The organism is Polyangium sorediatum (genome assembly GCF_029946465.1).
Lineage (GTDB): Bacteria > Myxococcota_A > Polyangia > Polyangiales > Polyangiaceae > Polyangium > Polyangium fumosum.
The window spans coordinates 41,625-54,758 of record NZ_JARZHI010000072.1 but is presented as its reverse complement, the minus strand read 5'-3'; the positions used below and the strand labels follow the sequence as shown (position 1 = coordinate 54,758).

The 13,134-nt window shown below is 69.4% G+C and carries 13 protein-coding genes; 8 read left to right on the top strand and 5 right to left on the bottom strand.

Going from position 1 to position 13,134, the window contains the following annotated elements; genetic code table 11:
* Nucleotides 1–194 precede the first annotated feature (194 nt).
* Together QHF89_RS41700 and QHF89_RS41695 are read left to right on the top strand one after the other, a co-directional pair.
* Complete coding sequence (locus QHF89_RS41700; protein WP_136972033.1) at nucleotides 195–1,316, top strand: arginase family protein; 1,122 nt, start codon at nucleotides 195–197, stop codon at nucleotides 1,314–1,316.
* A gap of 123 nt (nucleotides 1,317–1,439) precedes the next feature.
* Nucleotides 1,440–2,084 carry a sodium/glutamate symporter family protein gene (locus QHF89_RS41695; RefSeq protein WP_284721624.1) on the top strand — a complete coding sequence of 215 codons (645 nt, stop codon included), beginning with the start codon at nucleotides 1,440–1,442 and terminating at the stop codon, nucleotides 2,082–2,084.
* 1 nt (nucleotide 2,085) lies between these two features.
* On the opposite strand, the gene QHF89_RS41690 is transcribed toward QHF89_RS41695, so the two are convergent.
* Together QHF89_RS41690 and QHF89_RS41685 are read right to left on the bottom strand one after the other, a co-directional pair.
* Nucleotides 2,086–2,481 carry a hypothetical protein gene (locus QHF89_RS41690; protein WP_136972035.1) on the bottom strand — a complete coding sequence of 132 codons (396 nt, stop codon included), beginning with the start codon at nucleotides 2,479–2,481 and terminating at the stop codon, nucleotides 2,086–2,088.
* A 348-nt stretch (nucleotides 2,482–2,829) separates the two neighbouring features.
* Entirely contained in the window at nucleotides 2,830–3,462 is a 633-nt protein-coding gene (locus QHF89_RS41685) for a hypothetical protein (protein ID WP_284721623.1), read from the bottom strand.
* A 128-nt stretch (nucleotides 3,463–3,590) separates the two neighbouring features.
* Between QHF89_RS41685 and QHF89_RS41680 the strand changes: the two genes are divergently transcribed.
* The 5 genes from QHF89_RS41680 to QHF89_RS41660 all read left to right on the top strand — a co-directional run bounded on the left by QHF89_RS41680 (nucleotide 3,591) and on the right by QHF89_RS41660 (nucleotide 10,519).
* On the top strand, nucleotides 3,591–7,160 hold the full coding sequence (locus tag QHF89_RS41680; protein ID WP_136972036.1) for a MopE-related protein: 3,570 nt from the start codon (nucleotides 3,591–3,593) through the stop codon (nucleotides 7,158–7,160).
* Nucleotides 7,157–8,602, top strand: coding sequence for a MopE-related protein (locus tag QHF89_RS41675; protein ID WP_284721622.1), 1,446 nt, complete (start codon nucleotides 7,157–7,159; stop codon nucleotides 8,600–8,602). The genes QHF89_RS41680 and QHF89_RS41675 overlap by 4 nt, the downstream gene beginning before the upstream one ends.
* A gap of 33 nt (nucleotides 8,603–8,635) precedes the next feature.
* The gene (locus tag QHF89_RS41670; protein ID WP_136972038.1) at nucleotides 8,636–9,469 is read left to right on the top strand and encodes a maleylpyruvate isomerase N-terminal domain-containing protein; all 834 of its coding nucleotides are present in this window, start codon (nucleotides 8,636–8,638) and stop codon (nucleotides 9,467–9,469) included.
* 37 nt (nucleotides 9,470–9,506) lie between these two features.
* Nucleotides 9,507–10,274 (top strand): SDR family NAD(P)-dependent oxidoreductase, encoded by a 768-nt coding sequence (locus tag QHF89_RS41665; protein ID WP_136972039.1) that lies wholly within the window; start codon nucleotides 9,507–9,509, stop codon nucleotides 10,272–10,274.
* Nucleotides 10,275–10,360: 86 nt separating this feature from the next.
* The gene (locus QHF89_RS41660; RefSeq protein ID WP_284721621.1) at nucleotides 10,361–10,519 is read left to right on the top strand and encodes a hypothetical protein; all 159 of its coding nucleotides are present in this window, start codon (nucleotides 10,361–10,363) and stop codon (nucleotides 10,517–10,519) included.
* 161 nt (nucleotides 10,520–10,680) lie between these two features.
* On the opposite strand, the gene QHF89_RS41655 is transcribed toward QHF89_RS41660, so the two are convergent.
* From QHF89_RS41655 to QHF89_RS41645, 3 genes are all read right to left on the bottom strand, one after another.
* A complete protein-coding gene (locus tag QHF89_RS41655) occupies nucleotides 10,681–10,899 on the bottom strand; it encodes a hypothetical protein (protein ID WP_136972040.1) in 219 nt (72 codons plus the stop codon).
* Nucleotides 10,896–12,062 carry an acyl-CoA dehydrogenase gene (locus QHF89_RS41650; RefSeq protein WP_136972041.1) on the bottom strand — a complete coding sequence of 389 codons (1,167 nt, stop codon included), beginning with the start codon at nucleotides 12,060–12,062 and terminating at the stop codon, nucleotides 10,896–10,898. Before QHF89_RS41650 ends, QHF89_RS41655 begins: the two co-directional genes overlap by 4 nt.
* A gap of 153 nt (nucleotides 12,063–12,215) precedes the next feature.
* On the bottom strand, nucleotides 12,216–12,722 hold the full coding sequence (locus QHF89_RS41645; RefSeq protein ID WP_284721620.1) for a hypothetical protein: 507 nt from the start codon (nucleotides 12,720–12,722) through the stop codon (nucleotides 12,216–12,218).
* A 259-nt stretch (nucleotides 12,723–12,981) separates the two neighbouring features.
* Between QHF89_RS41645 and QHF89_RS41640 the strand changes: the two genes are divergently transcribed.
* Nucleotides 12,982–13,110: a hypothetical protein gene (locus tag QHF89_RS41640; RefSeq protein ID WP_284721619.1), complete on the top strand. Its 129-nt coding sequence runs from the start codon at nucleotides 12,982–12,984 to the stop codon at nucleotides 13,108–13,110.
* Nucleotides 13,111–13,134: the final 24 nt, after the last annotated feature.

Here is a 13,134-nt window from a genome sequence, read left to right as displayed (position 1 = left end):
CGGCGACCCAAGCTCGACCACGGGCTCGAAGACCCAAGGGGCCACGGTCTACCGCGCCCTCTGCCTCCAGACCCCCGAACCCTAGCGCAGCCTTCAGATACAAGGGGGCGGACAGCCCCCCGCGGGGACCGGGGCAGCGCCCCGGCGAGACCCAAGTGCGCGCCTGGGCCTTCTGGCCTACGCTAGGCCCTGCCATGACGCCGATCGAAGAGCTCGCCGTTCTCCTTCGGCCCGCGGGGGGCGGGCTCCACCTGGTCTCGACGGGGCGTGCCGAACAGCTCGCCTTGCAACGTGCGCTCTACCAGGTCGCGAGCGACGAGGCTGTGCAGGCAAAACACCTCGACGCGCTCGCGCGGATTCCGACGGCGCGGGTCGTCGTGCTCGGCGTGCCCTCGGATGTTGGCGCGGGGTTCCGGCGGGGGGCGAACCTCGGCCCCCAGGCGATCCGCTCGCGCTTGCTCGAAGAGCAGCCTGATTTTCCGGTGCGTGCGGCTGAACGCGGCGTCGTTGACATCGGCGACGTTTTCGTCGTCCCGCAGCTCCTCTCGGATGACATGCTGAACGAGGCGCAAAAGGCTGCCTCGCGGAAGGCGCTTTACCCGAACGTCCCCGCGGCTGTGGCCGAGCGCCTGCCTGTCTCGCCGCTCTCGATCGCCGAGCGTGCGCTCGATCTCGTCTTTCAGATGAACCCCACCGTAAAACCCTTCGTCATCGGCGGGGATCATTCGACGGCCTGGCCTGTCGCTGCTGCGCTTGCGCGTGTTCGTCCGCCGGCGAAGGAGCGCTGGGGCATCGTCCAGCCGGATGCGCATACCGATCTTTTGCCCGAGCGCCTCGGGGTTCGGATGTGCTTCGCGACCTGGTCGTACCACGCGAATGAGCTCTTTGGCCGGGATGGACGGCTCGTGCAGGTCGGCACGCGGGCCTCGCGGCACGAGCGTGGCCACTGGGAGCAGGGCCTCGGCGTGCGGCAATTCTGGGCGGACGAGTGCCTCGCCAAACCCGAGGCTACGCTCGACGCGCTCCTCGCGCACCTCAAATCGCATGGCGTCACGGGCGTTTATTTCTCGAATGACATCGACGGCACCGACGAGCGGTTCGCCGATGCGACGGGGACGCCCGAGCCTTTTGGGCTCGAGCCGGATTTCGTGGTCGAGCTGATCCGGCGGCTCGGCCGCGAGGTGGGGATCGTCGCGGGGGACGTGATGGAGGTCGCGCCTGTGCTTGGCCCGAGCCCGGAGAGCCAGCGGCGCACGGTGGGGCTCGCGGTGCGCTATCTCGACGAGACGCTCCGCGCGATGCTCGCGGGGGCCTGAGGCCATTCCTCGCGGACCCGTTGACAGCTTTACGTCGCTGCTGTCTCCTCCCGGAAAGTCGGAGGGTCCATGAGTCGTCGTAACAAGGGTTGGAGCGCGGTTCCCGTCGTGATGGTCCTGGCCATGGGATCTTGGGGCTGCGCGCACCTGCCCAAGACGGGCACAGAGTCCACGGGGGAGCCGCTCAACGTCGAGGTCCGCACCGAGACGCACACGTACGTCACGCAGGCGAAGGTCGGCGAGGTGCAGCACCGCGACTCCTCCGGCCGGCTCGTCGGGACGTCGTCGCTCTACGAGAATCAGGTCGGCTCGTACGACGTCACGCGCTGGCAGGTGTTCCAGGGCGAAATGAACATCGACGATCAGGACTTTTACAGCATCGCGGGGGACGCGGATGCGGCGGCGCAGATCGCCGACTACCGCTCCACCGGCGTGACGATGAACCGTGTTGGCATCGGGCTCGCGATCGCTGGCGGCGCGGCCATGCTCGCGGGGATCATCCTCGGCTCCTCGCTCTCGACGAAGGACGAGTATGGCATCGCGTCGCGCCCGACGTGGACGACGGCGGCGGCGACGGGTGGCATCATCATGGGCCTCGTGGGGGGCGGCGTGGCGTGGGCCGGGTATGCGCGGACGAAGCGCGAGCACCCGATCGACGACCCGCAAAAGGCGGCCAACGCTGCGCGCCGGTACAACAAGCAGATCGGCGAGCAGCCCGAGCCTGAACCTGAAGAGGAAGTGCGCCCGCGCCGCAAGCGGCGGCGGTGATCTAGGGTTGAACTTTGCCGGCGAGATCGAACACCGGCGCGTAGAGCCCGTAGAACGAGAGCCCGACCGCGCCGAGGGCGAGCGCGATCCCGCCGCAGAGGAGCGCCACTGCGAGCCTGCCTCTGCCTCGTTTGCGTACAAACATTCCCGCCACGGCGAGCGCGATCGCTCCCGCGGCCCCGCCGAGCGGGGTCACGTGGGCGACCACGGCGCGCGTCACGAGCGGCAAGACTGCGTTGCTGCCGAACTCGTCGTACATCTTTGCGAAGGCCGGGAGCACGAGCCTGTCGAGCAGCACGAGGGCCGTCGCGAGCGAGGCGACGACCAGCGCGAGCACGAAGTCTACGGGGTTCAGGCCCACCACGCGGGCTTCCTGGGGTTCTGCCGGAGTCGTCACGTTCGTTCGTCGCCTCGGGCCGGGGAGTGTACGCGCCCGCCTGCCTCGCGCGCGAGGCCCGCGCCCATGTCGGACCCCCTCCGGGTCTCGCCGACGAGACCCGCGCCCATGTCGGACCCCGCCGCTTGCCTCGCGCGCGAGACCCGCGCCCATGTCGGACCCCCGCCGGGTCTCGCCGACGAGACCCGCGCCCATGTCGGACCCCCGCCGGGTCTCGCCGACGAGACCCGCGCCCATGTCGGACCCCGCCGCTTGCCTCGCGCGCGAGACCCGCGCCCATGTCGGACCCCCTCCGGGGTCTCGTCGACGAGGCAAACGGGTGAACTTACGTTGTGTTGAGATGTAGGCCTAACAGCCGCCTTCGACCGCGAGCGCATCGACGTCGAAGGGCTCGCTCGCCGGGACCCACGGATCTTGGGCCTCGAACGAGAGCGTGCCGTGGAGCGAGATCGAGCAGGGGAACGTCCCTTCGACCACCAACGTTCCGGCGCCGGAGACGGCCGGCGCGGCGCTCATCGGTTGCGGGGGAAAACCTCCCGGCGTCGTGCAGTCGCTCGCCTGGTTCGTGACGTCCGCCTGCGAGATGACCCACGGGGCCGTGGCCTCGATGGCGATCGTCGAGGTCGTGCCCATCTCGACGAAGAGGCGGAAGCAGACGTTTCGCGTGGCATCGGCCTTGAAGATGATGAACCGCGGGACGTGCGTGAAGAGGTTCGACGCGGAATAGCCGTCGCCTCCTCCGCCCGCGCCGCCGCTGCCGCCTTCGCCGCCGCTGCCGCCTTCGCCGCCGCCGCCGCCTTCGCCGCCGCTGCCGCCTTCGCCGCCGCTGCCGCCTGCGCCCCCGCTGCCGGTTCCGCTGCTGGTCCCGCCCCCGCTTCCGTGGGTCGTGTTCGTGACTTCGGTCCCGCAGGCGAGCAGGGCCAGGGCGAGGGCGGCGTTCGCCATGAGAAACCGCGTGGATCGAAAGGAAGAAAGGTGCATCGAAGATCCTCCGGCTGTTCCTCGCCGATGATACGCCGCGAAGCGAAGGGCGTCACTGTCGCGACGCGATCACGCGGCCCTTCCACCATGGACAAGGGGACGTCGTTTCTCTAGATTGCTCTGTTGGCATGTTACGCTTTCGCGCTTTCGCGTGCGCCTTCGCTGCGCTCGCCGTCCTCCTCCTCCTCGGCCCGCGTGCTCTCGCCGCGGACCTGATCCTCAACGGCAGCGCTGCCGGGCCCGCGGTGTGCCCCGACGGCGGAACGGCCGTGGATCGACTCTGCCAGGTCAACGCGACCGCCGCGCAGAACAACGCCTGTCGTTACGGCGGCGAAAAAACGTTCGGCGTGGTGTCGTTGACCAACGGCGCCCTCGTCTGCGTCGCGCCCTATGACGGGACGAGCAAGACGAACACGGGCAACCTCATCCTCAAGGCCAACCAGATCACCATCGACGCAACCTCGCGGATCCTCGCGAAGGGCGCGGGCTACCGCGGCCTCCTTTGCAACGACGGCGAGGGGCCCGCGACGTTCCCGCTCTCCGGCGGGCGCGGCGGCTGCTCGGTGCTCGACTCCGGCGGCGGCGGCGCGCATTTCGGGCAGGGCGGGCGCGGCACGAAGGACTGCCAGATCATGGGATCGGCGACCGCGTGCGAGTTCCCGCAGGAGTGGGAGGAGGACTGCGGAAACCTCAATGCGGCCGGCAACGCCTGCGTCGCGGCGAACGATCCGAACAAGGCCGTCTGTTACGGCACGACGAACAGCGCGAACGGCGCGGGCGACGGGTTCCCCACGGTCGCGGGCCAGCCGTATCGGCACAGCATCTACGAGGTCGAGTTCGGCGCGGCCGGCGGCGACAAGGGGTGTCGCGACGGCTACGAGGCGGGGCTCCGCGCGGGACGCGGCGGCGGTCGTATCGTGCTCTTCGCCGCGACGGCGGCGCAGGATGGCAAGATCGACATCGCCGGCGGCGTCAGCTCCGACGGGCACCGCGGCTGCGCCGTGGGCAACGACTCGGCGGGCGGCGGCGCGGGCGGGTCGATCCTGATCATCGGCGATCACGTGAACGTGCAGAGCTCTGCGCGCATCAGCGCGCACGGAGGCCGCGGCGGCGACTCGCAGCCGAAATGCCTGCCCTGCACGGCGAACGGCGACTGCGAGACCGGACAAACTTGCCAGGCGGGCCGCTGCGGCCCCTGCAACTGCACGCCGTGCACCTCGAACGCGCAATGCAACACGCTCCTCGGGCAGACGTGCAAGAACCTCGGCGGCCAGCTCGGCATGGTCTGCGCGAACGCGTCGAACCAGTGCACGCCCGTCGACCCCATGGACAACGAGGTCGAGTGCCGCGCCACGCAGAACAACGGCACCTGCGACGATTGCGCGGGCGGCGGCGGCGGCGGCATCATCAACGTGCAGTCGCGCATCGGCACCATCCACCCGCAGGCGATCTTCGACGTGCGCGGCGCGAACGGCGGCATCTGCCCGATCTGCGCCGGCGAGGCGGGCGGCGGCGCGGGCGAGCTCCAGATCGACAGCGCCTACGTCGGCGAGATCTGCGACGGCTGGGACAACGATTTCGACGGCATGGTCGACGAGGACCTCGGCGTGATCCCCTGCCCGGACGGGTCGATGATCCAGGCGTGCTTGAACGGCGTCCCGCAGATCTGCAACTACGATCCGGCGCAGTGCCTCGTGCCGGCGTCGGATGCGCGTCCGCGCTTCGCGCTCGTGCTCGACACGTCGGGCTCGATGCTGAACGACCTCGCGGGCAACCCCACGTTCGGCGACGGCTCGGCGGCGCACCCGGGCGTCGACACCGGCAGTGATCCCGACACGCTGGCGGGCAACAACGCGCGCCTCTTCATCGCGAAGCAGGCGCTCACGCAGGTGCTCAGCGCCTTCCCGGAGAGCGATTACGCGCTCGCCCGGTATTACCAGGACGTCGGTGTCAACCGGAGCTGCCAGTCCGCGGCGAACTTCGAGTGCGCGCAGAGCTGCTGCTCGTACGACGATCCCTCGGACAACCTCCCGCCGCCCTACCCCTCGGTGTACCCGGACAACCAGTGTGTCCTCTCGCAGCTCTATCCGGGCGCGGGGTACCCGAACAACGCGACGTTCACCGGGAACATCCCGATCGGCTGGCCCCAAGAGGCGATGGAGATGACGCCGACCTCGGACTGCATCAACTACGCTGGGTCCTGCGGGCCTCCGCGGCGCGGCGCGCAGTTCCTCGTCGGGTTCAACCAGCCCGTCAACCGGTATTTGCGGTGGCTCGACGGCGTCGAGGACGCCGACGCGATGTTCGACGCGAGCACGCTGGAGGGCAACCACTGCGCCATGGGCAACTGCGAGGTGCGCGGCTCGGGTCCGACGCCGCTCGCCGGCGCGCTCCAGGCGACGCACGATTACCTCAAGCCCGTCGTCACCTGCGACAGCGCCGCTGCGTGCCGCTCGTACGCCGCGATTCTGCTCACGGACGGCGCCGAGAGCTGCCAGGGCAACCCCCAGGCGGCCGCGGCGGCGCTGCTCGCCGGCATCAATGGCAAGCCCATCCCGACCTACGTGATCGGCTTCTCCGTGCTCGCGAGCGAGCAAACGCAGCTCAACCAGATCGCGGCCGCCGGCGGCACGGGGCAGGCGTTTTTCGTGTCGTCGAAGAGCGAACTCGCGAACGCCCTCGCGCAGATCATCGGGCAGAACCAGAAGTTCGAGCTCTGCAACGGCCTCGACGACGATTGCGACAACCTCATCGACGAGGATTTCCCCGAGAAGGGGCAGCCCTGCACGGACGGCGAGATCGGCGCTTGTCTCGGCGTCGGCACGTACGTCTGCAAGGCCGACGGCTCGGGCACCGAGTGCGGCATCACGGATCCGGGCGCTTCCCCGATGACCGAGGTCTGCAACAGCATGGACGACGATTGTGACGGCCTCGTCGACGAGGACGCCGCGGGCCTGCCGCTCGATTGCCCGAGCTGCATCCCTTCGCCCGAGATCTGCGACGGCGTCGACAACGACTGCGATTTCAACATCGACGAGGAGCCGGACGTCTCGATGAACCAGCCGATGGTCTTCGGCGTGCCCTGCGGTGAGCTGACGGCGCCGAACGATCAGAGCCCCTGCCAGCTCGGCACGGTGCTCTGCATCAACGCGATGCCCGTGTGCGTGGGCTTCGTGGGACCGAAGGAGGAGCTCTGCAATGGGCTCGACGAGGACTGCGACGGCGTGGGTGACAACATGGCGCCGTGCCCCGGCGACAGCAAATGCATCGAGGCGCAATGCGCGATCCCCTGCACGGGCGGCGAATTCCCGTGCCCGCCGGGCCTCTCGTGCAACGACGACGGCTATTGCCTCAAGGTGACGTGCGACCAGGTGAACTGCGGCCCGGGCCAGGTCTGCATGGACGGCGTCTGCTACAACGCGCCCGACGGCGGCATGGGCGGTTCGGGCGGCGACGGCGGTTCGGGCGGCAGCGGCGGTTCGGGCGGCAGCGGCGGGGATCCCACGAGCAGCTCGGGCAGCGCAGGCGCGTCGAACGACGACGCGTACGGGTTGGCCACGGGCGGCGGCGGCTGCACGTGCGGCATCGCGGCCGACGAGCGGCAAAACGCGTGCGTTTTCGCGGGGCTCGTCGCCCTCGCGGCGCTGGGTCTCGGTCGTCGCCGCGGCGCGCGCGCGTCGCGCAAGGAGGCGGCATGAACACGGGACGAACGAAGCGGCTCGGGGTGGCCCTTGCCTTGGTGCCGGCGATGTTCGCCGTCCTGCTCGGGAGCGGCTGCGTCGACGACGCGTTCTGCTTCTCGTGCGGCGCGGAGCCCTCTGGCAGCGGCGCCTCCGGCGGCATGGGCGGCGTGGGCGGCGAGGGCGGCGAGGGCGGCATCGGGTTCGGCGGGTTTTCGCAGGTGGGCGGCGGCCCGCCCTGCGACGCCGACCTCTTGAACGACGTCGACAACTGCGGCGCGTGCGACAACAAATGCCTCCTGCCGAGCGCCTTCCCGCGCTGCGAGCAGGGCGTCTGCGTCGTCGACACGTGCGTGGCCGGCGCCTACGACGTCGACGGGGATCCGAAGAACGGCTGCGAGTACGCCTGCCCGGTGCCGGTCCTCGGCCCCGAGCAATGCAACGGCATCGACGACGATTGCGACGGCAAGGTCGATTCGGCCGACCCCGATCTCGTCCCGCCCTCGAACCTCTGCACCGTGACGGCCGGGACGCCCTGCGAGGGGACGATGGTCGTCTGCAACGGCTCGTCGGGCTGGTCGTGCGTGTATCCGCCCGAGGTCGAGGTCGTCTCCGGCTTCGTGCGGATCACCGAGACCCGCTGCGACGGCGTCGACGGCAACTGCGACGGCAGCGTGGACGAGTGGTTCCAGGAGCTCGGCTCGGCCTGCGACGACGGCGGCCTCGGCAAGTGCGCCGATGTCGGCGTGGTCGTCTGCGACCCGACGAACCCGGCCACGACGACCTGCGATCTCTCGGTGCTGCCCGACGCGCTCCCGCCGACGGCCGAGTCATGCAACGGCGCCGATGACGATTGCGACGGGTTCATCGACGAGGAGTTCGATCCTTCCGCGTTCGACATGGATCCCATTCCCGGCTCGAACCCGCCCGCCTTCGTGGATCGTTACGAGGCCTCGCGGCCCGACGCGAACATGCAGGCGGCCGGCATCCTGGAAACCGTGGCCTGCAGCAAAGGCTCGGTCTTGCCCTGGACCGGCGGGTCGTACACCGAGGCCGCGGCCGCATGCGCGGCGCGTGGACCGGGCTTCCGGCTCTGCTCCGCCGTCGAGCTCGAAGCGGCCTGCCGTGGCCCTGCGAGCATGTTGTATCCGTATGGCGCGACGTACGACGGCATGGCCTGCCTCGGCGTGGACAACCCCGCGGCCATGGGCGGGGCCGCCGCGACGGGCAGCCTCGCCGCGTGTGTCTCGGGCGCGGGTCCGCGGGATCTCTCGGGCAACGTGACCGAATGGACGCGCACCCAGACGAACGCCGCGGCCGCGCCGAACCGGATCTTCCAGCTTCACGGCGGTTCGTACCTTTCTCCGCAGCTCGGCCTCGCCTGCACCATGGAGCTCCCGGCCCGCGCGGCCGAGGGGACCCTCCTGCCGAACATCGGCTTCCGCTGCTGCCGGCAATAGTTTTCCCCCGACGAGCGGGGTAGAGTCGCGTCCGTGACGCCTCTGCCCCCCATCGCCACCAAGCACCTCTTCCGTGACGTCTCCGCGGCCCTGCACGAGCTGCTCGGTTCGCTCGGCCCGGACGACTGGAGCAAGCCGACGGTGCACGCGACGCGGGACGTGAAGGACCTGGCGGCGCACCTGCTCGACGGCTCGTTCCGGCGGCTCTCGTTCCAGCGGGATGGGCAGTTCATCCCGGCGCCCGAGATCCGCTCGTTCGAGGCGATGGTCGAGTTCATCCAGCGCCTCAACACCGAGTGGATGCTGGCGGCGCGGAGGCTCTCGCCGCGCGTGCTCATGGACCTGCTCCGCCGCGCCGACGAGGAGGTCGCCGTGCTCTTCGACGGGCTCGATCCGGAGGGACCGGCGATCTTCAGCGTGGCCTGGGCAGGCGAGGAGTGGTCGCAGAACTGGTTCGACGTGGCGCGCGAGTACACGGAGAAGTGGCACCACCAGCAGCAGATCCGCGACGCCGTAGGCCGGCCGGGCCTGAAGGAGCGGCGCTACATGCACCCTGTGATCGACGCCTTCCTGCGAGGCGCCCCGCACGCCTATCGCAATGTCCCGGCTGCGGACGGCGCGGGGGTCGACTTCGTGATCACGGGCGAAGCGGGCGGGACGTGGCACCTCGCGCGCGCAGCAGATCGGTGGGAGCTCGTGACCACACGGGAGACGCCGGCGCAAACGACGGTGGAGCTCGACGCGGACAGCGCGTGGCGGCTCTGGACGAAGGGTCTCGACGCGGAGAAGGCACGGGCACAGGCTGTGGTGCACGGGGACGAGGCGCTCGCGGCGCCGATCTTCCGGATGGTCACGATCATGGCCTAGCGTGCATCTGAAGCACACTCGTAGTAAGGCCTCGGCCATGCACGTCGCGATCACGGGTGCGTCCGTTGGCATCGGGGAGGCCTTGGCGCGCGCGTTCGCCGCGAAGGGCGCGGTCGTCTCGCTCGTCGCGCGGCGCAAGGAGCGGCTCGACGCCATCGCACGGGAGCTCTCGGGCCAGGCCTTCCTCCACCAGGCCGACCTCTCGCGCCCGGAGTGCGCGACCGACTGGATCGCGCCGGCCGAGAAGGAGCTGGGTCCCATCGACGTGCTCGTGAACAACGCGGGCGTGCAGACCGTCGAGCCGACGGAGCTTGCCGGGGTCGACGCGGGCGAGATGCTCCTACGCTTGAACGTGCTCACGCCGCTGCGCCTCACGCGCGCCGTCCTGCCGGGCATGCTCGCGCGGCGGAGCGGGGCGATCGTCGACATCGCCTCCATGGCAGCCATCACGCCCATGCCAGGCATGTATTATTACAATGCCTCGAAGGGCGCGCTGGCGAATGCCTCGGAGGGCCTGCGGGGCGAGCTGCGCGGCACGGGCGTGCACGTGGTCACGGTGTATCCGGGCCCGGTCGACACGGACATGGGGCGCAAGGGCTACGAGAAGTACGAGCCCTCGCTCACGGCACGGCTCTCACCGGTGGGCACGGCAGACGGGCTCGCGCGGCTCGTGGTGCGCGCTGTCGAGCGGAAGAAGGCGCGCGTCGTGTACCCGCGTTCCTATGGCGTGGCGCTCTGGTTCCCGCGGATCGCGCGGTGGGTGACGTCGCGGTTCTCGCCGCCGATCAAGCGGCTCTCGGCTTAGCTGGGGCCGCTGCGCCGGGGCGCTGCCCCGGACCCCGCGGGGGCTGTCCGCCCCTCGACCCGGACCAGGCACGGCCTGGACCGAAGGTGGAAGAACTGCGCGATGCGCAGTTCTTCCAACGGGCCGGTGGCAAGACCATGGAGGTGGGTTTCAAGCCGGCGACGTGCACGCTGCCGGTTGAACCTGCAGCGCCGCGCTTTGCGTTGGCAGGGTCGTCGCAGGTCTTGACCCTGGCCGTTCGATGAACTGCGCATCGCGCAGTTCATCGACCCCGGGTCCAGCGCCTCGCTGGTCCGGGTCCAGGGGTGGACAACCCCTGGGTTTGGGGCGTAGCTCGGCTTGCCGAGCGTAGCCCCATCGTTGACCAGACGGGGCCCGGGGTGAAACCCCGGCGCTACGCCATCTCTTAGAAAAAACCGCCTTCGAGCATCGAGGCGAGCAGCTCCTCGTCCTCGGGGGATTTGTCCGTGCGGGCTTCGGCTGTGGACGGGTCCTTCGACGGGGGCGTGTCTGCGGGGGGAGCGGGCGGGGGCTCCCGGAAGTTGGGGCAGCCCCGCGTCGCGCACTCCACCGTCAAGACCCCCACGTAGGTCACTCGCGCGCCGCAGCGGGGGCAGACGGTCATCCCTTCACCTCGTACTCGCTTTGCAGGAGCTTTGCGATCGTGGCGAGCTGCATGTTCGACGTGCCTTCGTAGATCTTCCCGATCTTCGCGTCGCGGAAGAACTTCTCTGCGGGGTACTCCTTCGTGAAGCCTACGCCGCCGAAGAACTCCACGCAGAGCGACGCCGTCCGCTCGGCGACCTCGGACGAGAACAGCTTTGCCATCGCGGCTTCTTTCAGGAAGGGCAGACCGGCGTCCTTGCGGCGCGCGGCGTTGTAGACCATCAGCCGCGCGGCTTCGATCTCCGTCGCGACGCGGGCGTACTGGAACTGCATCCCTTGGAAGCTTGCGATCGACTGACCGAACTGCTTGCGCTCGAGCATGTACCGCATCGCTTGGTCGAACGCGCCTTGCGCGAGGCCGATCATCTGTGCGCCGATGCCGATGCGACCTTCGTTCAGCGTCTCGATCGCGATCTTGTAGCCCTTGCCGACCTCGCCGAGCACGTTCTCTGCGGGCACCTCGCAGTCCTCGAGGACGAGCTCGCACGTGCTCGACGCGCGGATGCCGAGCTTGTTTTCCTTCTTGCCCACGGAGAAGCCCGGGAAGTTGCGCTCCACGAGGAAGGCCGTGATGCCGCGGTAGCCCTTGCTCGGGTCCACGTTTGCGAGGACCAGGAAGAGCGAGCTCTCGTTGGCGTTCGTGATCCAGAGCTTGCGCCCGTTCAGCACCCAGCGGCCGTCCTTCTGCGTCGCGCGGGCTTGGAGGGCGAACGCGTCGGAGCCGCTGCCGGCTTCGCTGAGCGCGTACGAGCCTACCCAGTCCTTGCAGAGGCGGGGCAGGTACTTCTCCTTCTGCGCGTCGTTTGACCAGCGCAGCAGCGCGTTTGCGACGAGCGTGTTTTGCACGTCCACGAGCACGCTCACGCTTGGGTCGACGACGGCGAGCGCCTCGACGGCGAGGATCGCGTTGAAGAAGCTCGACCCGGCGCCGCCGTAGGTCTCGGGGATCTCGACGCCCATGAGGCCGAGTTCGAAGAGGGACGGCAGGAGCGCGGGATCGAGCGCGCCTTTCTCGTCCATCTCGCTGACGAGCGGCGCGACGCGCTTCTTCGCGAAATCGAGCACTGAGTCGCGGAAGAGCGTCTCTTCCTCGGACAGGTGCGTGAGGGGGGGATGCGACACGTGTGATCTCCTTGGTAGCCCCAGGCGTCGAGGGGTCGGGGGCTCGGGGGCTCTGCTCGGCTTGGCCGGGTGGAGCCCCTGAACGTTGAAAGCGGGGGCGGATTATGGGGGGGCGTGTGCGGGGTCGTCAACCGAGCCGACGGGGCGGCGGGATTACCATTGCCAGCGCAATCGCACCATCGTCCCGGGGACGAAATGGAACGTCTTCTGGCCGTTGATGGGGGCGTCCTTCTCGTCGAGCACGGTGACTTCGACGCTCTTGCCTTGGACCCAGGTCTCGCCGACCTCGCCTTCGGCCACGAGCAGCCAGTCGCTCTCGGCGCCGTTTTTGCCGATGACGCGGAAAATCTCGGCCTTGTTGCCCTTCTGCGGCACGGTTTGGCTCGTCGCCACGAGGGGCTCGATGAGCAACTTCTTGCCGGCCTTCAGCTTGACTTTGCCGTGGATTTCCGCTTGGTGGATGACGATCTCGGTCGTGTACTTGCCGGGGGGCGGCTCGGGGTTCGCGGCCGTGGCGGATGGCGTGGCCTTGGGCGGGGGCGGCGTGGGGGCGGTCGCGACGGGCGGCGGGGGCGTGACGTGCGGCTGCGGCGGGGGCGGGGGCGGCTGCCCGCCGCCGCAGGCTGCGACGCCCAGCGCGAGCGCGAGGGAAATCCTCATTGAAAAACTCCACGTCATCGGTCGCATCTTCGTCCCTCGCCTCCCCGCGGCTCTGTGCCAGCGTCCTTGGTACAGCAAGTCGGGCGGGCCACGCTAGCAGGATTTTGACCTCCCTCGGGTGACGCAACGGCAGGTGGGAAGAGCGTGGATCAGAGTCGATTCGTTGACGGATCGAGGCGCCGCGTCTCGACGGCGCTGGGGCCGTGATAGAAGGCGATTCCATGCGTCGCCTCCGCTCCGCCTCGATGTTCGTCGCTGCGTGCGTTTGTTCTTCCGGCTGCGCGGAGAGCGCCTCGAATCCGAAGACATCGCCCAGCGCGGAGAGCGCGCCTGCGGCCGCTTCTGCTTCCGCCTCCGCTTCCGCTTCCGCCTCCGCGCCGCCTCCTGATTCTCGCCGCGCCTACATTGTCGC

Excerpts from the sequence above, each read along its gene's own strand:
- QHF89_RS41700 (WP_136972033.1), top strand. The coding sequence starts at position 195 with ATGACGCCGATCGAAGAGCTCGCCGTTCTCCTTCGGCCCGCGGGGGGC.
- QHF89_RS41695 (WP_284721624.1), top strand. The coding sequence starts at position 1,440 with ATGGGATCTTGGGGCTGCGCGCACCTGCCCAAGACGGGCACAGAGTCC.
- QHF89_RS41685 (WP_284721623.1), bottom strand. The coding sequence starts at position 3,462 with ATGCACCTTTCTTCCTTTCGATCCACGCGGTTTCTCATGGCGAACGCC.
- QHF89_RS41680 (WP_136972036.1), top strand. The coding sequence starts at position 3,591 with ATGTTACGCTTTCGCGCTTTCGCGTGCGCCTTCGCTGCGCTCGCCGTC.
- QHF89_RS41675 (WP_284721622.1), top strand. The coding sequence starts at position 7,157 with ATGAACACGGGACGAACGAAGCGGCTCGGGGTGGCCCTTGCCTTGGTG.
- QHF89_RS41665 (WP_136972039.1), top strand. The coding sequence starts at position 9,507 with ATGCACGTCGCGATCACGGGTGCGTCCGTTGGCATCGGGGAGGCCTTG.
- QHF89_RS41655 (WP_136972040.1), bottom strand. The coding sequence starts at position 10,899 with ATGACCGTCTGCCCCCGCTGCGGCGCGCGAGTGACCTACGTGGGGGTC.
- QHF89_RS41645 (WP_284721620.1), bottom strand. The coding sequence starts at position 12,722 with ATGAGGATTTCCCTCGCGCTCGCGCTGGGCGTCGCAGCCTGCGGCGGC.